26 protein-coding genes and 1 pseudogene are annotated in these 22,195 nt (G+C 66.1%); 12 read left to right on the forward strand and 15 right to left on the reverse strand.

Features of this window, described 5'->3' with window-relative positions:
- The first annotated feature begins 88 nt into the window (after positions 1–88).
- Positions 89–286, forward strand: a complete 198-nt coding sequence (locus QYL93_RS32010) for a hypothetical protein (protein ID WP_370877017.1) — start codon at positions 89–91, stop codon at positions 284–286.
- 221 nt (positions 287–507) lie between these two features.
- Positions 508–1,070, forward strand: a pseudogene (locus QYL93_RS21555) (transposase); the annotation flags it as partial.
- Between the two features lie 45 nt (positions 1,071–1,115).
- On the opposite strand, the gene QYL93_RS21560 reads toward QYL93_RS21555, so the two are convergent.
- Positions 1,116–1,769, reverse strand: coding sequence for a DUF2325 domain-containing protein (locus QYL93_RS21560; RefSeq protein ID WP_305745571.1), 654 nt, complete (start codon positions 1,767–1,769; stop codon positions 1,116–1,118).
- A 260-nt stretch (positions 1,770–2,029) separates the two neighbouring features.
- Positions 2,030–2,683, reverse strand: a complete 654-nt coding sequence (locus QYL93_RS21565) for a TetR/AcrR family transcriptional regulator (RefSeq protein ID WP_305745572.1) — start codon at positions 2,681–2,683, stop codon at positions 2,030–2,032.
- Positions 2,684–2,762: 79 nt separating this feature from the next.
- On the opposite strand from QYL93_RS21565, the gene QYL93_RS21570 reads away from it, so the two are divergent.
- Positions 2,763–3,503, forward strand: coding sequence for a DAPG hydrolase family protein (locus tag QYL93_RS21570; RefSeq protein WP_305745573.1), 741 nt, complete (start codon positions 2,763–2,765; stop codon positions 3,501–3,503).
- Positions 3,504–3,611: 108 nt separating this feature from the next.
- On the opposite strand, the gene QYL93_RS21575 is transcribed toward QYL93_RS21570, so the two are convergent.
- Complete coding sequence (locus QYL93_RS21575) at positions 3,612–4,391, reverse strand: class I SAM-dependent methyltransferase (protein WP_305745574.1); 780 nt, start codon at positions 4,389–4,391, stop codon at positions 3,612–3,614.
- Between the two features lie 101 nt (positions 4,392–4,492).
- On the opposite strand from QYL93_RS21575, the gene QYL93_RS21580 reads away from it, so the two are divergent.
- A complete protein-coding gene (locus tag QYL93_RS21580) occupies positions 4,493–5,380 on the forward strand; it encodes a LysR family transcriptional regulator (RefSeq protein WP_305745575.1) in 888 nt (295 codons plus the stop codon).
- Between the two features lie 88 nt (positions 5,381–5,468).
- Here QYL93_RS21580 and QYL93_RS21585 read toward each other — a convergent pair whose 3' ends face one another.
- The 3 genes from QYL93_RS21585 to QYL93_RS21595 all read right to left on the reverse strand — a co-directional run bounded on the left by QYL93_RS21585 (position 5,469) and on the right by QYL93_RS21595 (position 8,579).
- Complete coding sequence (locus QYL93_RS21585; protein ID WP_305745576.1) at positions 5,469–6,986, reverse strand: tripartite tricarboxylate transporter permease; 1,518 nt, start codon at positions 6,984–6,986, stop codon at positions 5,469–5,471.
- 12 nt (positions 6,987–6,998) lie between these two features.
- Complete coding sequence (locus QYL93_RS21590) at positions 6,999–7,514, reverse strand: tripartite tricarboxylate transporter TctB family protein (protein ID WP_305745577.1); 516 nt, start codon at positions 7,512–7,514, stop codon at positions 6,999–7,001.
- Between the two features lie 105 nt (positions 7,515–7,619).
- Entirely contained in the window at positions 7,620–8,579 is a 960-nt protein-coding gene (locus tag QYL93_RS21595) for a tripartite tricarboxylate transporter substrate binding protein (RefSeq protein ID WP_305745578.1), read from the reverse strand.
- Between the two features lie 169 nt (positions 8,580–8,748).
- Between QYL93_RS21595 and QYL93_RS21600 the strand changes: the two genes are divergently transcribed.
- The 3 genes from QYL93_RS21600 to QYL93_RS21610 are packed head-to-tail and all read left to right on the forward strand — an operon-like array spanning position 8,749 to position 11,343.
- Positions 8,749–9,447 carry a response regulator transcription factor gene (locus QYL93_RS21600; protein WP_179679136.1) on the forward strand — a complete coding sequence of 233 codons (699 nt, stop codon included), beginning with the start codon at positions 8,749–8,751 and terminating at the stop codon, positions 9,445–9,447.
- A gap of 1 nt (position 9,448) precedes the next feature.
- Positions 9,449–10,921: a sensor histidine kinase gene (locus tag QYL93_RS21605; RefSeq protein WP_305745579.1), complete on the forward strand. Its 1,473-nt coding sequence runs from the start codon at positions 9,449–9,451 to the stop codon at positions 10,919–10,921.
- Positions 10,918–11,343, forward strand: coding sequence for an RNA-binding S4 domain-containing protein (locus tag QYL93_RS21610; RefSeq protein ID WP_305745580.1), 426 nt, complete (start codon positions 10,918–10,920; stop codon positions 11,341–11,343). Before QYL93_RS21605 ends, QYL93_RS21610 begins: the two co-directional genes overlap by 4 nt.
- Before the next feature lie 45 nt (positions 11,344–11,388).
- Here the strand turns inward: QYL93_RS21610 and QYL93_RS21615 are convergent, their stop codons facing one another.
- Positions 11,389–12,162 carry a hypothetical protein gene (locus QYL93_RS21615; RefSeq protein WP_305745581.1) on the reverse strand — a complete coding sequence of 258 codons (774 nt, stop codon included), beginning with the start codon at positions 12,160–12,162 and terminating at the stop codon, positions 11,389–11,391.
- A gap of 166 nt (positions 12,163–12,328) precedes the next feature.
- On the opposite strand from QYL93_RS21615, the gene QYL93_RS21620 reads away from it, so the two are divergent.
- The gene (locus tag QYL93_RS21620; RefSeq protein WP_305745582.1) at positions 12,329–13,153 is read left to right on the forward strand and encodes a hypothetical protein; all 825 of its coding nucleotides are present in this window, start codon (positions 12,329–12,331) and stop codon (positions 13,151–13,153) included.
- 8 nt (positions 13,154–13,161) lie between these two features.
- Here QYL93_RS21620 and QYL93_RS21625 read toward each other — a convergent pair whose 3' ends face one another.
- The gene (locus tag QYL93_RS21625; protein WP_305745583.1) at positions 13,162–14,541 is read right to left on the reverse strand and encodes a heavy metal sensor histidine kinase; all 1,380 of its coding nucleotides are present in this window, start codon (positions 14,539–14,541) and stop codon (positions 13,162–13,164) included.
- On the reverse strand, positions 14,538–15,227 hold the full coding sequence (locus tag QYL93_RS21630) for a heavy metal response regulator transcription factor (RefSeq protein WP_305745584.1): 690 nt from the start codon (positions 15,225–15,227) through the stop codon (positions 14,538–14,540). The genes QYL93_RS21625 and QYL93_RS21630 overlap by 4 nt, the downstream gene beginning before the upstream one ends.
- Before the next feature lie 127 nt (positions 15,228–15,354).
- On the opposite strand from QYL93_RS21630, the gene QYL93_RS21635 reads away from it, so the two are divergent.
- Positions 15,355–15,693 (forward strand): DUF4148 domain-containing protein, encoded by a 339-nt coding sequence (locus QYL93_RS21635; RefSeq protein ID WP_305745585.1) that lies wholly within the window; start codon positions 15,355–15,357, stop codon positions 15,691–15,693.
- A gap of 17 nt (positions 15,694–15,710) precedes the next feature.
- Here QYL93_RS21635 and QYL93_RS21640 read toward each other — a convergent pair whose 3' ends face one another.
- From QYL93_RS21640 to QYL93_RS21650, 3 genes are all read right to left on the reverse strand, one after another.
- Positions 15,711–16,364 carry an SGNH/GDSL hydrolase family protein gene (locus QYL93_RS21640; RefSeq protein WP_305745586.1) on the reverse strand — a complete coding sequence of 218 codons (654 nt, stop codon included), beginning with the start codon at positions 16,362–16,364 and terminating at the stop codon, positions 15,711–15,713.
- 182 nt (positions 16,365–16,546) lie between these two features.
- Entirely contained in the window at positions 16,547–18,142 is a 1,596-nt protein-coding gene (locus QYL93_RS21645) for a methyl-accepting chemotaxis protein (RefSeq protein ID WP_305745587.1), read from the reverse strand.
- A gap of 246 nt (positions 18,143–18,388) precedes the next feature.
- Positions 18,389–18,757 carry a hypothetical protein gene (locus tag QYL93_RS21650; RefSeq protein WP_305745588.1) on the reverse strand — a complete coding sequence of 123 codons (369 nt, stop codon included), beginning with the start codon at positions 18,755–18,757 and terminating at the stop codon, positions 18,389–18,391.
- Positions 18,758–18,949: 192 nt separating this feature from the next.
- Here QYL93_RS21650 and QYL93_RS21655 point away from each other — a divergent pair, with 192 nt between their 5' ends.
- Complete coding sequence (locus QYL93_RS21655; protein ID WP_305745589.1) at positions 18,950–19,234, forward strand: hypothetical protein; 285 nt, start codon at positions 18,950–18,952, stop codon at positions 19,232–19,234.
- Between the two features lie 362 nt (positions 19,235–19,596).
- On the opposite strand, the gene QYL93_RS21660 is transcribed toward QYL93_RS21655, so the two are convergent.
- The 3 genes from QYL93_RS21660 to QYL93_RS21670 form a co-directional block, all read right to left on the reverse strand.
- Positions 19,597–19,905, reverse strand: a complete 309-nt coding sequence (locus tag QYL93_RS21660; protein WP_305745590.1) for a hypothetical protein — start codon at positions 19,903–19,905, stop codon at positions 19,597–19,599.
- A gap of 44 nt (positions 19,906–19,949) precedes the next feature.
- Positions 19,950–20,219: a hypothetical protein gene (locus tag QYL93_RS21665; RefSeq protein WP_305745591.1), complete on the reverse strand. Its 270-nt coding sequence runs from the start codon at positions 20,217–20,219 to the stop codon at positions 19,950–19,952.
- 255 nt (positions 20,220–20,474) lie between these two features.
- Positions 20,475–20,684 (reverse strand): hypothetical protein, encoded by a 210-nt coding sequence (locus tag QYL93_RS21670; RefSeq protein ID WP_305745592.1) that lies wholly within the window; start codon positions 20,682–20,684, stop codon positions 20,475–20,477.
- 216 nt (positions 20,685–20,900) lie between these two features.
- Here QYL93_RS21670 and QYL93_RS21675 point away from each other — a divergent pair, with 216 nt between their 5' ends.
- Complete coding sequence (locus QYL93_RS21675; protein WP_305745593.1) at positions 20,901–21,191, forward strand: DNA-binding protein; 291 nt, start codon at positions 20,901–20,903, stop codon at positions 21,189–21,191.
- Entirely contained in the window at positions 21,188–21,778 is a 591-nt protein-coding gene (locus tag QYL93_RS21680) for a BrnA antitoxin family protein (protein WP_305745594.1), read from the forward strand. The genes QYL93_RS21675 and QYL93_RS21680 overlap by 4 nt, the downstream gene beginning before the upstream one ends.
- Positions 21,779–22,195: the final 417 nt, after the last annotated feature.

Here is a 22,195-nt window from a genome sequence, read left to right on the forward strand (position 1 = left end):
CGGTCAGTGATCTCATCTTAAGAGGATGTGGACGAAATCAATCGGCCTGAAAATTGCGAGTCATCTGCCATCCGAGCACGGAGTTGCCATGGCAGAACGCAAGCAAGTGGATGATAAATGCATGGCTGTAGATCGAAGGGGAAGGCCTGCGGCATTGACGCCGGAGCACATCGTTTTGCTGCGTGGCAGCGTCTCCCGGATGCCGCATGCAACGCCAGCACGCTACGAGCGCCGCCACCTCGTTGACGCCTGCTGCTATGTGCTGCGCACCGGCTGCGCCTGGTGACTGCTGCCCTTCGAACTTCGCACCGTGGGAGGTGGTTTACAAGGCCTTCGCGCGCTGGGTCCAGGCTGATGTCTTCAAGCGGATGCAGGACCGGCTTCGCCAGCAGTGGCGGTCTCATACGAATTTGCCTTCAACCGTCTAACTTCGTTGGTCCGCCTTGCCGTGCTACAGCACTGTCTGCGGCTTCCCGCCTAGTTATACGATTGAATGCAAATCCGTATCACATGGGGCGCAATGCCGAACCAAGTGCGGTAGTCATCGATGCACGGTCAAATCGCGCATCACCTCAAGGTGGCGAGTGCGGCTACGACGCGGGCAAGAAAGTCAAAGGCAGAAAGCGCCACATCGTCGGGGACACGCTTGGTCTGCTTGTGGCTGTCACGGTCACGGCTGTCAGCGTGCAGGACCGCGACGGCGCCGCAGATGTTGTGGCACAGGCCTGTCGCAACGCTCCTGGCATCCAGCGGCTCTACACCGATGGGGCCTACGGTGGCCAATGCGCGCAAGCAATCGAGAAGGCCCATGGCATCCGCGTCCAGGTCGTGCGCAAGCCAGGCAACCGCTCGACTGGGACACTGCACGATACGCAGCAATCCTTGTGGCAGGAACGGCTATGGGCTTTGTAGTGCTACCCAAGCGCTGGGTTGTCGAGCGCACCCATGCCTGGGGCGAACGCTGGCGCCGCATGGTTATGCATCACGACCGCAAGACCTCGATCTCTGCTGCATGGGTCTGGCTTGCTGAGGCAGGTGTCCTGCTCAGCAGGATTGCCCTGGCCGGTTGATTTCGTCTACACCCTCTAAAGCACTGTCTACGGCTTCCCGCCTGGCTATAAGATCGAATGCAAATCCGTATCAGGCGTTGCAGCGGCATCCACGGCATCCACGGCCTGCACGCCGCTCACTGCCCGCAGGCCGCGCGCCATGCGCAGCACGACCACAGGCTGTGCCTTGTCGGCCGCACCCGCGCCCAGCGGCTGGTCCACCAGGATGCAGGGCTTGCCAGTGCGCCGGCAGTGGTCCTGCACGCGCCAGTATTCGTCGTGGCTGATGCAGCCCGTCTGGCAGATGACCAGGTCAGCGGCGGCCAGGCTGGAGTTCAGGGCCGGATTGTCGGTTCCGTCCATGGCCGCAGCCGGGGCCGGCGCAACGCCCTGCTCTTCCGAGGCCGCAGCCACCGCCTGCAGCCGCCAGCGCAGGCACTCGCGCGAGAGGCTGGCAATGCGCTCGGCCAGCGTTGCAATGTGCCGCGCCATGTCCAGGCGGCGCCTGAGCCCCGGCTGCGCGGCATGCAACTGCGCCAGGTCTTCCTGCGCCAGGGCCAGCCGCGTATCGCGCACCACCACCGCCGCCCGCAGCCGCACCACCTCGGCCCGCAACTGCTCAAGCTCGCCCGCCTGCCGGGCCAGCGCGTCGCTGCAACGCGTCTGCGCTTCCCCCAGCTGGCGGCACAGCACCAGGAACTCTTCGGACAGGGTATGCATGCACCATCCTTGATAATAAGAATGATTCGCATTTTATGGTATGATTTGCCCGTCTGAGCAAGCTACCTGGTGGGGGATATTCGAGGATGAGAGTCCTCGGCATCTGGCTTGCGAAGTTTGCTGGGCGGGCAAGGTCGGGGCGTACCCAGGACCATCCAAGTACGCCAGGGCCTGCCCGCCACCACTGCAAACCATGGACCACAGCGGTCATGCCGCCGTGCACAAGATCTCACCCGCAGGCCTGCCCTGCCCGCGTCGCCTCATCCGCGCAGCGGCGACACCCCTGCGAAGAACACCTGCGCGATCGAGGCGATCTCCTCCTCGTCATCGAGCGCCAGATCCGGGGCCAGGACCAACCGCGAAACCAAAAATCCGATGTTGAGCGCCAAAAAGCGCCGGGCGAGTACTCCTGCCGCGACGTCGCTGCGCAGGAGTCCCTGCTGCTGCAACCGGTCAAACAATGCCACCAGCGGGCCCCACACTGCCGGCTTCCACTGCGCGGCAAAGCGCCCGCGCAGGCCCTCGTCCCGCACCAGTTCGACCAGAAGCAGGCGTGTGAGCTCGGGCGCAGTCTGCAGCGCGGTGATCCGTGCGCGCAGCAGCGCCTGGTGCCAGGCCACCAGATCACCACCGTAGGCCGCGATGGCCTCGGCCAGCCCCGCCAGCGATGCCGGGGCCAAATGGGGCAGCACCGCTTCTGAGATCACCGCCTGGGCCAGCCCCTCCTTGGACCCAAAGTGTTTGAACAGGGTGCGCTCGGTGGTCTGCGCCTGTGCAGCCACCTGGCGCGTGGTGGTGCCACCGATGCCCTGGGTGCTGAACAACTGCGCCGCGGCCCAGAGGATTTCCGCGTGCAGCGCGTCGGAGCGCGGACGACCGCGGGGAGAGGGGTCCAGTGAAGGAGGGGAGGTCATGCGCCAAGTATAGCAATCGCTTTACTTTATAAGGCAAAATTAGTACAGTAATTGCTATACATATTTTCGAGGTTCTGCCATGCCCGCTGTCCTGCCCCACTACCAGGCCCTGCCTTTGCCCGAGCGGCTGGCCTCGCGTTTCCCATCGGTCGATGTGCCGGCCTGCCCGGCCAGCTTCAAGGGAGTACCCCCGCCCGTACATCTGCCCTGGGGACTCAAGCCCGTGGGCAGCGCTGCGAGCGGCATCGACACGCTGACCGATGGCCGCACACGCTGCTGGATACGCCACGAGGTGGTGCGCGGGGTGACTCCACGCATGCTGGCATGGTGGTTCGCCCACCTGGAGGGCGACGTGGAGGTGGGCAGCGTGCGCATCAACCGCTACCGGGTGTGGCATCCCTACGACCACGTCCACGCCAGCTATGCGCGCCGCCTGCCCGACGGCAGCGTGGGGCCGGGCGCGGCCATCCACCTGCGCGAGATGCTGGGCGCCAACCCGGCCTTCGTGGTGGACGTGGTGACCGACATCGAGAAGCTCGACGAAGAGGGCTTCATCCACAACCCCGTGGTGCATGGCATCCGGGGCCTGGCGCGCATGGAATACCGCTTCAAGGCCGTGGCAGAGGGCACGCAGTACGAGAACTGCCTGCTCTTTGGCGGGCGCGGCACGGTGGCGCGCAGTCTGCACCCGCTGCTCTCGCGCCTGGCATTCCCCGCTGGCAAGGGTGCCGCCTGGCTGCGCCACAACATCGAAGAAGTCGGCATGTTCGAGAACTTCCTGCCAGGCCTGTACCGGCAGGAGACGGGGCTGGACGGCTGAGCCCGGGCCGCCCGGCCAGAGCCCCTGCCAGCGGCACGGCGCACAAGAGCGGTGCGCCAGCACGAGGCGGCAGGTCAAAGCCACCCAAGGGCATCGGATTCAACGGCTTCACGGATTGCTGCGGTTGATGAAGTGGTCGGGGCCGCGTTCGCCCAGCTTGGGCAACAGCCTGCTCGGAGCGTAGGGAAACTCGGGCGGCTTGCGGGCCACGATGAAAAGCCGGATGTCCTTGCCCCGGGTGCCGTGCCGTTCGGCGGCAACAATGTCCATGCCCTGGCGGGCAATGGCCGCATGCAGCGCTGCACCGTCGAAGCTCAGCACGTGGGGTGCCTTGCCGATGGCGCGCATCAGCGGCAGCGCAAGCCAGGGGATGAGCGGATTCATCTCGGCGATGCAGGGCGTCTTGGAAATCAGCAGGCCGCCGGGCCGCAGGGCCTGCATCGCCAGCTGCAGCGTGTGGTCGAGATCGCTCACCAGGTGCAGCACGCTGAAGGCCAGCACCACGTCGTAGGTGCCCTGCCCGAGCCCCGGCGCATCGGCGTCGGCCACCGCAAAGCTCAACTGCGGCACCGGCTGGGCCGCCAGCTTGCCCTGGGCAATGGCGATCATGCCGGTCGAGACGTCGGTCGCCAGCAGGCGCCGGGTGAAAGGCGCCAGACGCAGCGCGGTGGAGCCCGTGCCGCAGCCGATCTCCAGCACGTCCTGCTCGGCCGACAGCAGCGCCTGCACGCGCTGCAGCGTGGCCTCATAGCCTGGCATGTCGGCAATCGGGTCGGCCGCGTACCTAGTTGCGATGCGGTCCCAGAAACGGGCCTTGCGGGTAGTCGACGCACTCGCCTGCGGGGGTGGTAGTGCGCCGGCAGGCTCAGCGGTGGTGGTGATCGGCATGGGGTGGGGACAACAGTCTTGCAATGGACAGCACTGGATGCTATCCATGCACCACGCCCCAGGGAATTGCCGCAAATTGCAGTGAACATATACATTTATGCATGGATAAATTGGACTGGAACCAGCTCAAGGCGTTTCTGGAGACGGCCGAAACCGGCTCGCTCTCGGCCGCCGCCCGCAAGCTCGGCCTGACCCAGCCCACGCTGAGCCGACAGGTCGCCGCCATCGAGCAAAGCATGGGCGTGACCCTGTTCGAGCGCGTGGGCAAGGCCATGGCACTCACCACCACCGGGCTGGACCTGCTGGAGCACGCGCGCGCCATGGGCGCAGCCGCCGACGCCCTGGGCCTGGCAGCCACCGGCCGCTCGCAGGCCGTGGGCGGTGTGGTCTCGGTTTCGGCCAGCGATGCCGTGGCCTCGTACCTGCTGCCTCCGCTGGTGCGGCGCCTGCGCGAACAGGAGCCAGGCATCAGCATCGAGGTGATCCCGTCCAATGCGTTCAGCGATCTGCTGCGCCGCGAGGCCGACATCGCCATCCGCCATGCCAAGCCCGAGCAGCCGGAGCTGATCGCCCGGCTGATCCGCGAGGCATCGGCCTGCTTCTATGCGTCCGAAGACTGGGTCAAGACCCATGGCCACCCGCGCAGCGCCGAAGAGGCAGCCCACCTGCCCTTCGTGGGCTCGGACCGCTCAGGCCAGTACCTGGGCTACCTGCGCCAGCACGGCCTGCACCTCACCGAGGCCAACTTCAGCTGCTACGCCGACCACTCGGTAGCCCACTGGGCCCTGGTCTGCCAGGGCATGGGCATCGGCGCCATGATGGACGAGATCGCCCACGCCACCCCCGGCGTCGTGCGCGTGCTCGACGACGTGCCGCCCGTGATCTTCCCGATCTGGCTGGTCACGCACCGCGAGTTGCGCACGGCGCGGCGCATCAAGGTGGTTTTCGATGCGCTGGCACAGGGACTGCAAGAGGGATGCACACCCTGAGCCGTTCCGCGCCCTCGCACGCCGATGAAAAAAGGGCGGCACTGCAGAAACTGCCGTGCCGCCCCAACTACCCAAAACAGGTTAGCCCTCAGCCCGCAGCAGTGACCCCCTCGGCCGCCGCCTTGCGCGCTGCCCAGCGGCGCGCCACGCGGGGCAGAATCAGCACGGCAAGAACGATGACCATCAGGGTCAGCGAGCCGGGGCGCTCCAGGAAGATGGTCCACTTGCCTTCGCCGATGGCGACCGCATTGCGCATCTGCGCCTCGGCCAGGGGGCCCAGGATCATGCCCACAACCACAGGGGCGGCGGGGAAGTCGAAGCGGCGCATGACCACGCCCAGGAGGCCGATGGCGTACAACAGCACCAGGTCGAACGCGCTCTGGCGCATGCCATACACGCCCAGCGTGGCAAACACCAGGATGCCCGCGTACAGGTACGACTTGGGGATCTTGAGCAGCTTGACCCACAGGCCTACCAGCGGCAGGTTCAGGATCAGCAGCATGACGTTGCCGATGTACATCGACGCGATCAGCGCCCAGACCAGCGCACCGTTGCTGCTGAACAGCTGCGGGCCGGGCTGGATGCCGTAGTTCTGGAACGCACCGAGCAAAATGGCGGTGGTGTTGGAGGTCGGGATACCGAGCGTGAGCAGCGGGATCAGCGTGGCCGTGATGGCCGCATTGTTGGCGGCCTCTGGACCGGCCACGCCTTCGATGGCGCCGGTGGTGCCGAACTCTTCCTTGTGCTTGCTGAGCTTCTTTTCGGCCGCATAGCTCAGGAAGGTGGGGATCTCGCTGCCGCCGGCCGGCACGGTGCCGAAGGGAAAACCGATGGCAGTGGCGCGCAGCCATGCGGGCCAGGAGCGGCGCCACTCCTGCTTGGTCATGTGAGTGCTGGTGAGCTTGTTCTGCGTCTCTTCGGTCTTTCCCTCGTACATGACGTTGTACAGGGCCTCGCCCACGGCGAACAGGCCCACGGCAATGAGCACGACTTCGATGCCATCCATCAGCTCGGGCACGCCACCGGTGTAGCGCGCCTGGGCTGTGAGCTGGTCAATGCCGATCAGACCCATGGCCAGGCCGACGAACAACGAGACCATGCCGCGCAGCGTGCTCTTGCCCAGCACGGCGCTGACGGTGGTGAAGGCCAGCACCATGAGCATGAAGTACTCGGGTGGGCCCAGGCGCACGGCGTATTCGGCCACGATGGGCGCAAAGAAGGTCACCAGCACGGTGGCGATGGTGCCTGCCACGAAGGAGCCGATGGCCGCTGTGGCCAGCGCCGCACCGGCGCGGCCGTTCTTGGCCATCTTGTTGCCCTCCATGGCCGTGACCATGGACCCCGCCTCACCGGGGGTATTGAGCAGAATGGAGGTGGTGGAGCCACCGTACATGGCGCCGTAGTAGATGCCCGCAAAGAAGATCATCGATGCGGTGGCTTCCACCTTGACGGTGATGGGCAGCAGCATGGCCACGGCCACGGCAGGGCCGATGCCGGGCAGCACGCCCACGGCCGTGCCGATGACACAGCCGATGAAGGCCCACATCAGGTTGATGGGGGTAGCGGCAGTGGCAAAGCCCTGCAGCAGAAGGTTCCAGGTTTCCATATGGCGCAGGCTTTACAGCCACCCCGTGTTCGTGAGGCCGGGCAGGTTGATCGCCAGCAGTTGGGTAAACATCCAGTACACCGGCGCGGCCAGCGCCACCCCGATGAGCAGGTCCTTGAACCAGGCCTTGGGGCTCAGGTCGAGCCGGCCTTCGGAGCTTTTGAAGCCGCGCACTGCGAGCACGAAGCACAGCGCACAGCTCAGGATGAAGCCCAGCGTGGTGATGAGCATGGCGTTGAGCAGCAGGCCGACCGAGACCCAGACGAAGCCCTTCCAATGGGCACTGCCGTCGCCCGAGGCTTCTTCCAGATCACGAAAGCCGCCCGTGCGGGCATGGATGATGGACAGCACCCCGCAGACGATGAGCACGATGGCCACCACCCAGGGAAAGAAATTCGGGCCCACTCCGCCATAGCCCGCCTCGGAGCTGATGGAGGTGGCACCCCAGGCCAGCAGGCCGCCCAGCAGCAGCGTGCCGGCGCCCACCACAGTTTGCAGGGCCGTGGAGCGAGAGGAATGTTGTGTCATGTTTTTGTCCCGCAAGGAAGAGCGGCGCGCAGAGGACTGTTGCCAGCACCGTATTGCGCGCCGCCCGGAGGGTACGACGATGGGCTTTCGCTGGCAGCGCCAGCGTCAGATCATGCCGGACTTGACCATCGTGGCGCGCAGGCTGGCGAACTCGGCGTCCACGAAGTTGGAGAACTCGTCACCGGCCAGCCACGCAGGCGTCCAGCCGTTCTTCTCCATCGCATCCTGCCAGGACTTGTGCTTGTAGGTCTTGGACAGCGCCTCGACCAGGTCCTTGCGCTGCTCGGCGGTGATGCCGGCCGCGCCGTACACGCCGCGCCAGTTGCCGATCTCGACGTTGATGCCCTGCTCCTTGAGCGTGGGCACGTTCACGCCCTTCAGGCGCGTGGACGAGGTCACGCCCACGGCGCGCATCTTGCCGGCAGTGATGTACTCGGCAAACTCGCTGTAGCCGCTGCCGCCCACGGTGACGTTGCCGCCCAGGATGGCGGCGGTGGCCTCACCGCCCCCACGGAAGGCCACGTAGTTGATCTTGGCAGGGTCCACACCCACTTCGCGGGCGATCATGGCGGCCGCGATGTGCTCGGTGGATCCGCGCGAACCACCGCCCCACTTCACGCTGCCGGGGTCTTTCTTGAGCTGATCGACCACGTCTTTCATGGTCTTGAAGGGCGAATTGGCGGGCAGCACGAACACGTTGTACTCGCTGCTCAGGCGCACCAGGGGGGTGACCTTGTCCAGGCCCACCGGCGGTTTGCCGGTGATGATGCCACCCAGCATCACGGCACCCATGGTCATCAGCGCATTCGGATCGCCCTTGCTGGCGTTGGCGAACTGCGCCAGGCCAATGGCGCCGGCGGCGCCGCCCTTGTTGTCATAGGTCACCGAGCTGGCCACGCCTGCGTCCTGCATGGCCTTGCCCAGGGCACGGCCTGTGGTGTCCCAGCCACCGCCGGGGTTGGCGGGGATCATCATCTTGATGGCTGCAGCAGCCTGGGCGGTCAGCGGCAAGGCACCGGCTGCCGCCATGGCGGCCAGGGACTTGAGGAAGGTATCACGACGCATTGGTGTCTCCTAGTGTGATGGGCGAACCTGTCGATGATGCGCGCCCTGCCTGTCAAACGGCTGTCCACAATCATAGGGAAAACACTAGGTAACCAGAGGTTGCATGCTACCGGCGGCTGAGAGGAAAACCTGAAAGCCGGGAACCGTGCACAGCCGTTGCCACAGTGATATGGTCCCGCGCATGAAACTGCTTCTTGTCGAAGACGACCCCACCATGCAGGCCACGCTGCACCGGGCCCTGAGCCGCCGCGGCATGGAGGTGACGCCCGTGGGCGATGGCCGCGCCGCACTGGCGCAGTGGGCCGCGCAGCCGCCCGATGCGGTGGTGCTGGACCTGACCCTGCCCGGGCTCGACGGCCTGCAGGTGCTGCAGCAGGCGCGCACGCGCGGGCTGCGCACGCCGGTGATCATCCTCACGGCGCGCGGCACGGTGGGCGACCGCATCATGGGCCTGAACTCGGGTGCCGACGACTACCTGCCCAAACCTTTCGATCTCGACGAGCTCGAAGCCCGCCTGCGCGCACTGGTGCGCCGCAGCGCCGACCCGGTGGCCAGCAATGCCCTGCCGCCCAGCGTGCAGCAGATCGGCGCCATCCGCTACGACACCAACAGCGGCGCCATCTACCTGGGCGGCGAGGTGATGGAGTTCACCCCGCGCGAGCTGGCGCTGATGCACGCGCTGCTGGCCCAGCCCGGCCACGCGGTGACCAAGGAGCGGCTCTACGAGCTGGTCTTCCCGGGCCAGCTCGACGTGCAGTACGAGGCCATCGAAGTGGTGGTGTACCGGCTGCGCAAGAAGCTGACCGGCACGGGCCTGACACTGATGACCCTGCGCGGCCTGGGCTACCTGCTGCGCACGGATGCATGACATGAACAAGCCTCCGGGCGAGCCCCGCACGCCACCGACGCCACGGCCCCACTCGCTGCGCCGCCGGCTGCTGCTGGGCATTTTGCTGCCGGTGGTGGTGTTCATCACCTACAACACCGTCAGCGGCTACCAGCAGACCCTGGCCTCGCTGACCACCGCCTACGACCGCACGCTGCTGGCGTCGGCCAAGAGCATCAGCGAGCAGCTGGACGTGACCGGCTACGACGAGGCCGCGCACCTGCGCGCCATCGTGCCCTACTCGGCGCTGGAGGCCTTCGAGGCGGACAACAAGAGCCGCATGTACTACCGCGTCTCCAACCTGCAGGGCGGCCTGATCTCGGGCTTTGACGAACTGCCGCTGTGGAAGGGGACCATCCCCGCGCGCCCGCCTTATGCGGCGCTGGTGGACTTCTACGACGACACCTTCCGCGGCATGCCGGTGCGCGTGGCCGTGCTCCTGCAGCCGGTGGCCAGCTCCAGCGGGCGGGCCATGGCCGTGATCCAGGTGGCCGAGACGCTGGAAGTGCGCGAGACGCTGGCACTGCAGAACCTGCGCAACACCCTGCTGCGCCAGGCCCTGCTGATCGCGGTGATCGGCATCACGGTGGTGCTGGTGGTGCAGCGCGCCACCCAGCCCGTGCGCCAGCTCAGCCGGGAGCTACAGGCCCGCCAGGAGGGCGACCTGAGCCCCATCACCGCGCCCGCCGCGCCGCGCGAGCTGCAGCCCCTGATCGAGGGCACCAACGAGTTTCTGCAGCGCCTGCGCCACCTGCTGCGCCACCAGAAGCGCTTCGTGCGCGATGCCTCGCACCAGTTGCGCACGCCGCTGGCGGTGCTCAAGACCCAGGTGCAGTCGGCCCTGCGCGGCGACATGCCGGCCGAGCAGGCGCTGCACGAGATCAGCGACACCGTGGACCGCGCCACCCAGCTGGCCAACCAGATGCTGGCGCTGGCCAAGGTGGAGCAGTTGCGCCAGCAGAGCGCGCCGCCCGTGACGCGCTTCGACGAGATCCTGCGCGGCGTGGCGCTCGACATCTCGCCCCTGATCGCCCAGCGCGACCTGGACTTCGGCATCCACACCGATGCCGCGCCCATCCAGGCACACGAGTGGATGCTGCGCGAGCTGACCCGCAACCTGCTGCACAACGCCGTGCGCCACGCCCCGCCGGGCAGTGAGCTGTCGGTGGAGCTGCGCACCGATGGGCGCCATGCAGCGCTGACGGTGAGCGACCATGGCCCCGGCATCGACGACGAGCTGGCGCTGCGCCTGTTCCAGCCGTTCTCGGCCGGCGACGTGCGCACCGGCAGCGGCCTGGGCCTGGCCATCTGTCAGGAGATCGTGCTTGCGCTCTCAGGCACCATCTCCTTGACCAACCGCACCCAGGCCGGCCGCGTGCTGGGCCTGGACGCCGTGGTGCGGCTACCCCTGGCCCACGGCATGGGCATGCCGGACGCGGCACAATCACCCCCATGACCCCCACCGAGACGATGCGCCTGGACAAGTGGCTCTGGTGCGCCCGCTTTTACAAGACCCGCGGCCTGGCCACCGAAGAGATCGGCAAGGGCCGCGTCACCGTCAACAGCCAGGCCGCCAAACCGGCACGCGATGTGCGCCCCGGCGACACCGTGGCCCTGCGCCAGGGCCCCGTGGCCCGCACCGTGACCGTGCGCGCCCTGAGCGGCGCGCGCGGACCCGCCCCCGTGGCCCAGCTGCTGTACGAAGAAACCGCCGAGAGCATTGCCGCACGCGAGGCCGCTGCCGAGCAGCGCCGCCTGGCCCCCGAGCCCGCCGCCACGCTGCAGGAGGGCCGCCCCACCAAGCGCGACCGGCGCAACATCGAGCGCGTGAGCGCACCCGACTGGGGCAGCCGCTGGAGCGCGTCGATCGACGAGTGAGCCACGAAGGGCGGGCACCTGCCCGCCCCGAACGAAGGCCCCCGCCTACAGATACTTGCTGCGGACCATTTCGATGGTCTGCGAACACAGCGAGGGGTCGCCATCGGACAGGGAAGGCAGCTCCACGCAGGTGGACAGGGGCATGCGGAAGGGGTCGCTCCGGTTCTGGTCCACCGCGACCACGCTACCGTCTTCCGTGCGCACGTGGTAGCGCGTGCGAAACGATGGCGTGGGCGGCCGGTCCATCGCCGAGCCCGCCACAGCCCCCAGTACGCCCGCGAGCACCTGCATGCCGGCCGAGTAGTTGTTGCCCGGGCGAAACGCCCGGTCGACATACGCGGCCTGGCCCAAGGCACCGCCCAGCACCGACCCGCCCGTGGTGCCGGGCGTGGACTCATCCACTGTCTGGGCGTCCGCAATCCAGCCGTACCGGCCCGCGTGCAGGAGTTCCACCCTCCACTTCGACGAAATGGCCAGGCGCTCATCGTCAGCCAGGCCTGCCCAGATGGCGGGCTTGATGCGGGCGATCCGCCGCATGGATTCTGGTAGAGGCCCACGGTAGACGGGATCGAAGGGCTCTGCCGACACGGGAAGGGTGGGCGCATAGCTGAGTGCCCGCTCCGCCTGCCGCACGGATTGGTTGAGCGCCAGGATCTCGTTGCCCAGCAGGTCCGCGTCGGCGGCGGTGGGGTCGGCCGTCAGGCGGGCCCGCAACAGGGCACGGCGGACGCTGGCATCTTCCAGTTGCCTTTCCAGCACCTCCCATTGAATCGTGGGCGGCGCAGCCCAGGCCGCCGGGAACATCCCCAGCAGCGCCACGCATCCGCACAAGCCCACCCGCCCTAATCGCCGCATTTCTGCCTCGCTTTGCCCCACGCCAACCGCAGCGCGGTACTGCGCATCATACAAATCCTGCGCACTGCGGACGCTCAGTGTCGTGGCCCCTAGAATGGATCGTCCAGCCAGCCCCGCCACCTTGCCGCCCATGCCCCACAACGTCCCTTGGCGCAGCGCCGTACTACTTGCCCTGGCAGTTGCCACGACCCTGGTGACCGCACAGCCGTCGGACCTGCTACTGGAGGCCTGCAACCGCCTGCCCGATGCAAAGAAGCGGTTGGCGTGCTTCAAGGAAGCCACCAGGAGGCCTGCGGACGCACTGCCTACGGCCACGCCCACACCTTCGCCCGCATCCACACCTGCAGCGGCACCCAACCCGGCGCCCGCACCCACCACAGCGCAGCTCCCGCCTCTGCCCCTGGCCGAAGCAGTGCGCCTGTGCACGCGGCTGATCACCGTGGCCCAGGGCCGCGAGGCCGAAGCGACCGAAAGCGCCGAAGCCTCGTCGGCCAGCGAAATGTCCGTGACCTGGCCCGCGCTGCCCGGCAAGAAGCCGGTGTACTGCAACCTGGGTCGTGCAGATCACCGGATCACGTCCATCACCAGCAACGGCAAGGTGGCCAGTGGCGCCCTGCTCGACAGCATGCACGCGCGCGCCACGCAGCGCGAGGAAATCCAGGCAGGCAACTACGCCCGGTTCCTCGCTGGTGCCACGAAGGCCCTCACCTCCCGGATGCAAGACCCCGACGCCGCCAAGTTCCGCAACCTGTTCGTGAGCGATGGCCCCCTGCACATGCTGTGCGGCGAGATCGATGCACGCAACGCGTTCGGCGCGTACGAGGGGTTCCGGCGCTTCTACGCATCGGGCGACCCGGAGTTCCACGCCATCGAAAGCCGCAAGACGACCCGGGTGTTCGAGGCCACCTGGGCATCGGTGTGCGCGCGCAAGATGGCGGATATTGCCGCGTTCTGAGCCGGCAACTACCCGGCAGCCAGTACCAGCCCGATGCGCGTGACGCCCCCTGCCGAGGTCGCCACAGTGCGCCCACCATGCATGCGGGCAATCGCATCCGTGATCGCCAGGCCCAGGCCGTGGTTCTTCTGGCCATCGCTGCGCGCAGTGTCACCCCGAAAGAAACGGTCGAACAGCCGCTCCAGCACATGGGGATGCACATCGGGGCCGGTGTTTTCCACCACCAATTGCACGGCACCGCCAGGCTGCAGGGCAATGCATACCCGTACCGCACTGCCCGTTGCGGCGTAGCGCGTGGCATTGCCGATCAGGTTGGACAGGGCGCGGTGCAGCAGCGGCACGTCGAAGTCGCCTGCGGCATCGCCCACGACCTGCAAGGTGAGCCCCGCATCCTGCAGCGCAGCCTCGTGGTAGTCGGCCACCTGCGCGGCCACGGCGGCCAGGCTGGCCACCGGTGCGCGGCGCGCACGGGCGCCCCGATCGGCTTGCGAGAGGAACAGCATGTCGCTCACGATGCTGGTGAGGCGGTGCAGCTCTTCGAGGTTGGAAGACAGCACCTCGGCCACTTCGCCCCCACCTTGCGGGCCATGGTCCCTGCCCTGCCTGCGCAGGGCCAGCTCGTTGCTGGCCAGCAGGGTGGCCAGCGGCGTGCACAGCTCATGGGCCACGTCGGCGTTGAAGCCCTCCATCTGCGCATAGGCCTTTTCCAGCCGGCCCAAGAGCGCGTTGAACTGCTCGACCAGCGGCTGCAGTTCGGCCGGTTGCCCTGTGCCGTCGAGCCGCTGGTGCAGCGTGGAGGCAGACAGCTGGCACGTCTGCGTAGCCATCTGCCGCACGGGCGCCAGGCCCAGGTGCACCAGGGTGAAGCCACCCAGCGAGACGACCACGGTGCCGGCCAGGGCCGCCAGCACCAGGGTGGCCGCCAGGCGGCCGAGCAGTAGATCGTCGGGCTGCACATCCATGCGCAACTGCACCTGGAGCGTGGCTGCGGGCTGCGATGGGGCGACGGCCGCACGGGCCACTTCGAAGCGCAGCTCGCGCCAGGTCGCAAGGGGCCTGGCATCGGGCGCCGGTGGGTACACCTGCTGCCCATCGAGCCCGGTGACCTGCAGGCGGAAGTTCTCATGCCCGGCGAGGAAGTCATCGAGCGCATGCCTGCCCTGGGACATGGAGGCGGCATGCCCCTCTTCGCTGCCCAGCAGGTGCCGCAGGATGCCCTCTTTCTGCCGCAGTGCATCGTCCTGCCGCGCCCCGAAACCTGCGGCCGTGACCAGGTAGACCACCAGGCAGACAGCGCCCAGCCCGACAAAGCTCTGCACCGCCAACCACCACGAGAGCCGGCTGCGCAGCGAGCGCGGCGACACCGGCGCCGGTGCTCCCTCCCTCATGGCGCGCGCTCCTCCAGCACATAGCCCATGCCGCGGATGGTGTGCAACAGGGGCGCAGGGAACGGCACGTCCATCTTGCTGCGCAGCCTGCGCACCGCGACCTCGACCACATTGGTCTCGCTGTCGAAATTCATGTCCCAGACCTGCGAGGCGATCTCGGTGCGCGACAGCACCTCGCCCTGGCGGCGCAGAAACAGCGTGAGCAGCAGGAACTCCTGTGCCGTCAGGTCCAGCCGCTGGCCGGCGCGCGTGGCCTTGCGGCGCAGCAGATCAAGCTCCAGGTCGGCCAGACGCAGCAGTGCCGCAGGCTGCCCCGCCGGCACGCCGGCCTGGCCACGCCGCACGATGGCGTCGATGCGGGCCACCAGCTCCGAGAACGCGAAGGGCTTGACCAGGTAGTCATCCGCCCCGGTCTGCAGGCCACGCACGCGGTCGTCCACGCCAACACGCGCGGTGAGCATGAGCACAGGGGTCTGGCGCGTCTTGCGCAGTGCGGCCAGCAGGCTCAGACCGTCGATGCCGGGCAGCATCACGTCGAGCACAAGAACAGCGTAGTCGCCCTGCAGCGCCAGGTGCAGGCCATCGACGCCATCGTGCGCCACGTCGACCACGTGGCCCGCCTCGGTGAGCCCCTTGCGCAGGTACTGCGCGAGCTTGACCTCGTCCTCGATAAGCAGGATTTTCATGTCCAGATTGTCGAAGAACCGGACCTGCACGCGGATTACAAATTCGTCATCTGCGCGTGGGGGTTTGGACGGTGGTGGCTTTCTACAGTGAGGTCCATTCACCCAACCAACCGAAAGGATCCAGACCATGACCACCGCACGCAACGCCCTCCTCCTGTCGCTGACCGCCCTGGCCATCGCTGCCCCCGTTCAAGCCTCGGCCGTGTACCACGCTGCCGGCGGCGAGATCGGCTACACCCGGCACCCCGACCACCAGCCGGCCAGCAGCCGCCAGCGCAGCGAAGTGCTCGGCGAGATCGAGGCCGCCCGCAAGGACGGCACCCTGGCCCTGCTCTCGCGCGGCATGGCGCTGCCACTGCCAAAGACGGCACTGGCCAAGACCCGCGAACAGGTGCAGGAGGAATACCTCGGCATGACCGACGCCGAGAAGCGCCGCCTGCAGGAGATGCATGGCGCGGGCGGCTGAGCCAGGAGCGCACGGCATCAGATCCCCGCAATGGTGCGCGCAACGTAGGTGAAGATCTGGATGCTGTAGGCCTGGCTGGGGTGCGCAACATCGCCGGTGATGCCATCCCAGCGGTCGGTGATGGGCACGCCGTTGCGGATGTCCACGTACGGGTACTTCTGGTAGGCACAGGTCTGGCGCAGCAGTTCTGCCACCGCCGCAACGCCTGACACTCTCGCCAGGTAGCCCGAATCCCAGAAGCTGGTGCCCACGGGCTCGTAGGCGTACGAGGAGGTCGTGTTCACGTCGACCACGCCCACAAAGCCGAAGGCCTTGCTGGCCAGCGTGCAGATGGACGCCACACGCCGGATGTTCGCGGGCAGCACGACGGGGTCTGCAGGGTCGTTGCCGCCCAGGTTGAACAGCACGGCGCCCGCATCGGTGTTTGCCAGCAGGTCGGCCAGGGCAATGCCACCGGGCAGCCCGGCCAGCATGCGCTGGGCAGGATCATCCGAGAGCAGCAGCGTGAAGCTGGCGCCGGGCATGGAATGGTCGTAGCAGAAGTCGTAGACCGCCTGCGCGGTGTTCAGGGTCTGGCGCGGCGTGATGGCCAGGCGCCCTCCCGGGCGGTTCAGGCCTTCGCCCTGTGCGCCGTAGAGGACCGAGTCTCCGATGAGCATGGCTTCGATCATTCAGGTTCCTGCAAAAAAGCCGCGATGGGACAAAGGATGCGTACAGGTCCCGATTGAACTGCAAGGCGCGCAAAGAAGTTGTGAGAACCTGTTTGTCAGGTGCCGGACTCCGGTGCCGGCCCGGCCGCAAAAGCCGGCGAAGCCGGTCTGTGCAGCCCACCGGAGGCGCTCGCCTGCCGGGCTCAGTGCAGCAGCAATTGCGGATGCCCGCTGCCGTCGATCTTGAAGACCGAGACCGACTTCACCAGGTCGTCGGCCTGCGTGCGCAGGCTGGATGCGGCGGCCGCCATCTCTTCCACCAAGGCCGCATTCTGCTGCGTGGCCTGGTCCATCAGCGTCACGGCCTCGCCCACCTGCGATACGCCCGAGCTTTGTTCCGAGCTGGCGGCACTGATCTCGCCCATGAGACGGGTCACGCTGCCGATGCTGGCCACCACCTCGCCCATGGTGGCGCCGGCCTTGTCTACCAGGGCCGTGCCATGCTCCACGCGGCCCACGCTCTCGGTGATGAGCTGCTTGATCTCCTTGGCCGCCTGGGCACTGCGCTGGGCCAGGGTGCGCACCTCGCCGGCCACCACCGCAAAGCCACGGCCCTGGTCACCCGCGCGCGCAGCCTCCACAGCGGCATTCAAGGCCAGGATGTTGGTCTGGAAGGCGATGCCATCGATCACGCTGATGATGTCGTTGATCTTGCGGCTGGAATCGTTGATGCCCTTCATGGTTTCCACCACCTGCGCCACCACATCCCCGCCCTGCTGGGCGATGGTGGAGGCGGAATGGGCCAACCGGTTGGCGTTGACCGCGTTGTCCGCGTTCTGCTTGACGGTGGAGCCGAGCTGCTCCATCGAAGCGGCGGTCTGCTGCAGGGCGCTGGCCTGCTGCTCGGTGCGGGTGGACAGGTTCTGGTTGCCCTGGGCGATCTCGGAGCTGGCGGTGGACACACTCATCGACCCCTCGCGCACCCCAGCCACCAGGCCCGAGAGACTCTGGCGCATGGCCTCCATGGCGGACACGAGCGCAGCGATCTCGTCATTGCCATGGGCCACCATCGGGCGTGCCAGGTTGCCGTGGGCAAACTCCTCTGTGGCGGCACTCGCCTCACCCAGCGGCCCGATGATGGAACGCGTGGTCAGGTAACCGAGCACCACGGCAAAAATGACCACGGCGACACTCAGCACGATGAGCTGCATGCGCAGGGATTCGAACTGCTGCATCGAGCGCTCGATGGCCCGCTGGCTGATCTTGTCGGTTTCTGCCAGAAAGGCGTCGAGGTTGCCCACCAGCCGGGTCAGCAGCGGCCGGCACTCGGCGTTGATTTTCTGGATCGCCGTGTCCTTCTCGCCCCCGCTCGCCAGGCGGGTGATCTCCAGGGCGATGGGGCCATAGGCCGACTCGGTTTCCTTGACCTGGGCCAGCAGCTTTTGCAGCGGCCCATCCGCCTCGGGCGGCGCGGTCTTCAGAGCTTCTTCCACGTTCTTGAGCCCCTTGCCCACGGCTTCGTGGGCCGTGCCGATCAGCTTGAGCTCCGAAGCCTCATCGGGCTTGGAACTGGCGATCACCAGGTTGCGCGCCGACACGGCCCTGGCGTTGGCGGCATCAAGCACGCTGTTGCCCAGGCCCTTGATCACCCCCAGATGGTTGACCTGGACCTCCAGGTTCTGCTGCGTGAGCGACTGCCCCCGTACACCCATGATCGCCACCAGGATGAGGGCGAATGCGAGGACGGCGTAGCCGATGGCCAAGCGCGTCTTGATGGTCAGGCTTTGCAGGAAATTCATCGCGAGGTCCTCCCTGTGTTGGGCGCGCATGCGCGCAATCCGCCGGCCAAGGCCAGTCAGCAGCGTGATTTGCCCCGACCCTTCCTTGCCAGCCGACTTTCACTGGCCGTCTGCACCGGTCATTTTTTTATGGATTTTTGGCCCCACACAGACTTGGGGGAGATCCTTCAGTGCCGATACCTTGCGCCTCCTGCATCCGGCTGGCAAGCGTTTTTTTGCCAATCTGGCCTAAAACGCTGGGTGTTTTCACACCCTGCGCGATGCGCCGGAGGCAGAGATCCGGGGGTAGGCCACCGTCAGCGCGCCCACGAGCATCGCTGTTCCATTCGCGTAGACCCACATCTCCCCCTCGAACAAAAGCGCGGTGAACACAGTGATCCCGAAGACGATGGCCACGATGGTGAACAGCGCCATCGCCACCTGCCGGCGGTGCGAAGGCGCCATGGCCACGCCGGTCAGCACGAACACCGCCCCCAGCATAGCGCCGGAGCCGAGTTCGATGAGCAGCGTGCCCAGCACGCCATGGCCCATCTGCCAGGCGCTGATGAATTTGGTCAGGCGCTGCGCCAGGAAGGCGACCGCGAATGCGGCTGGCAGCAACAGGAGCCAGCGCATGAACTTGCTTTTCAACATTCCCTTTTTTTTCCCTCTGCGTGCGCCATCCAGTGGTGCCCCGCCCATGGACGAGCCAGAAAAACCGCTCCGAGCCACGGCGAAATGTACCAACTTGCTCCGGGGTGTGAGGGGGTTCTGTCCTCCCTCCCCCAAATCGGTGATGGCCCAAAGCCCGCCCGCACCGCACAATAAATGGCCATCCAGAAGGAGGAAACCATGCGTTGGATCGTGGTTGCCATCTGTTGTTGTCTTGCCCCGCCAATTGCCTTTGCAGCAATGGACCCGCCACGGGGCACCTTGGGCCTTGCCGGCGCGCTGAACCTGGCCTACCTGCTTGCATTGAGCAGCGGTGTGGGCTGGCTGGTTCAGCAGGTCGCGCAGACATCTGGGCGCTTCAGCCCGAAAACCGAAGCTGTTCTCAGCGGCGCCAGTGCCCTGATCGTGGGGCCGTTGCTCTGGTTTGCGCTGGTTCGGTAGGCAGCTCCATTTCTTGCCTCCGCGCCTGGCGGATCGGCAGCGGGCCGATACCATCAAACCACCTCGCCATTTCGGGCCAATTCCGACCTGTCGAACGCCTTGTTCGGGCCTTGCTATGCACTCTTGGCGCCCGCCCAACAAAAAACCCCAAGCGATCAGAAATCACTTGGGGTTCATGTTTGGCGGAAACGGAGGGATTCGAACCCACGCTAGGCGGTATTTGGGCGTATTGCAGCGTAGTCCTCCCCATGGAGCCCCACGCCATGGCACGCTGGAAAAAGCTGTTTCGGGTTCGGATTTAGGTTCAGTGGCAGTCACTCGGCCCGAAGCTTGCTCCCCTGCATATCGGTGCTGCGATCGCGCTAGGCCTCGAACTCGATCATCTCTTCCACGTCGGCTTGGCCAGTGACAGCGAGGATCACGCGGATTCGGTGGGTATCTGGTGTGCCTGGAGCAGGCTGCGCGGGCCCTGGCCACGTTTCCTTGAGGGTGGCGGAGTTGCCGGCGGCGTCCCAGAATCGGAGGAGGCACAGCACCTGCTCATCGTTATGCTCATGGTCCACAAATCCCAGTCTCTTGGCCGCCTGCTGCGCTGGCCCTGAAGTCGTCTCAGCGCGGCAGGCCGACAAGGTGGCCACGACCTGGGCGAATGCGTCCTGTGCTGAAGTCATGCAACTCTCCCTGATTGAAGCCGGAGCATACCCCCGAAGCCCTTTCAGCTCTTGAACTGGCCGTGCAGCGCCATCAGCCGCTGGGCGAGGCCCTCGGGGTCGATGCGCATATTGCTGGGCGTGCAGGTGCCGGCGCAAACGTGCGCATGCCAGACGTGGTAGCCAGACAGGTCGGGCAGCGCCTGGCCACCGGCCTCGCGGATTGCGGCACCGATACTGACCGTGTCGATGGTTCCCAACTCCTCGCGCCCAACCATCACATGGGCCCGATAGTGCCCCGGCTCGATCTTGATGATGTGAAGAGAAAGCAGCATGGCGCTACAGCCGCTCGGAAGCCAGGCGGTCGACCTCCCATGCGCGCACGGCGACCCAGTAGGGAAAGCAGTTGCGTCCGCTGCGCTGCACGCGACGGTGCTACACGATCTGGATGGGGCCCCGGTGAAGGCCGTTCACCTCGGCAATGGTGCTGCCGACAGTGGCGTGCACAGGGTCAGGCAGTTACTTGTTGCCAGCAGAGATGTCCTCGCCACGCACTCGGGCCAGGATTCCGTTGGGGATCTCCATATCCGTCAAAACGGAACATCGGAGGGGGAGATTTCCACCGGGCCGATGCCGTCGTATATCAGGGCACCGGAGACGATGATGCGTACGATTGAGCGCCCGGCACGGTGCTCCACCCTGTAGTCTTCTGCAGGAAACAGAAGCGGCGATTCGTCGGGCGGGCCACCGTACCAGGTGGGCGTGCGCAGGACGGCAGGCGGTGGAAAAAAGTTGCTCATGACGAGCTCCGGTTGAGTTGATACTGTATAAATTTACAGATTTTCGACCTTGTGCAGTTGTCAACCCCGCTTGTCTTCGCGCGGCCTGCGTCGCGCAAAGGCCGGGCGCTACCCATTCAGGAGCGCAGCAAAGCCCCTCGCCCAACTCAACCAAGTATTTTCCGTAACTACAAAATATCACTTGCGCCATGAATTTAACGTTACTACAATAAATTTATGTTCACCGTAGTCGAAACCCCAACTTTCCAGAGGCAAGTCGCTGACGTGTGGACTGAAGCCGACCGCCTGGGCTTCATCGCCTTTATCGCCACTAACCCTGAAGCCGGTGAAGTGATTCCCGGCGCTGAAGGTGCCCGCAAAGTGCGCTGGACGGTGGCAGGCCGTGGCAAGCGCGGCGGCGCCAGGGTGATCTACTTCAACCTGAGTACCGATGAAATTGTGCTGCTGGTGGCGGTGTATACGAAGTCCGAAAAGGACAACTTTCTTCCAAAGGAGATCAAGCGATGAGCATCAAGACCATGAACGACCTGCAGGGCCTGGACGCCGAGAAGGTGGCCCAGGCCATTGAAGCGGACGCTGGCCAATCCGTGCCGGGACTGCGCGAGTCCCTGGCCGAGGCGCAGGGGGGCGAGTTCGCCGCTGTGCACACGCCCGATCAGATCGCCAAGCGCAAGGCGGGCCGCCCGAGCGGCAGCTTGAAGGCCGATGCGAAGGTGAGCACCACTGTGCGCCTAGACCCCGACGTGGTGGTGGCCTTGAAGGCGTCAGGCACCGGGTGGCAGACGCGCATTAATGACATGCTGCAGGCCGACATCCACGCAGGGCGCCACATGGAAGGCGGTCGTTTCATAACGCTTGTGGGAGGCCGTCGCCACGGGCGGAAAATCCAGGTCGCGGAAGGCATCTACCATGTGGATTACCCCGCCCCGACCGCTGAAGATACGTTTGCGGTTGAACGCTACGAGCAGCGGGAATGGATCGAAGTCAACCAGGCCCCGCGCCATGTCAACGCAAAGATGTACTTTGTGCTGGTCGGGCTGAGCGAGACGGACATCGCGCGCAAGGTGCTGGACCTCAAGGCTGGCCGGGTTTGATCGGATCGGTGCACGCCACCAGCGCCGCGCGTAGCTGCACCTCGTAGCCCTCGCGGCGGTCGATCACGGCCAAGGCGGCACGCATCAGGGCCCAGGGCAACACGCCCAGGCTAGGACATCTGTGGGCGTCCCCGTGCGCTCTGGCACCGGCTCGCGGCACACCACCGGTACGTGCACCAGCACACGCCCGCCAGTCGCGGGCTTCGCATTGCCATCCTGGCCTGCTCTTGACCTTATGTACTGGTTCCGATACAATGCAGTCTTCATAAACTCGATACGGGAGCGCAGCATGAAAAATTAAATGCAGCACAACATCATGGAAACATCCGGCGTTAAAGAAATGGTATTTGAAGGATCTTCTCTGGACGACATCAGAGGGTTCCCGATTGCGGCGATGCAGGATTGTGGATTTCAGCT

The sequence above is a fragment of the Acidovorax sp. A1169 genome, from assembly GCF_030704685.1.
In the GTDB taxonomy this organism is placed as follows: Bacteria; Pseudomonadota; Gammaproteobacteria; order Burkholderiales; family Burkholderiaceae_C; genus Acidovorax.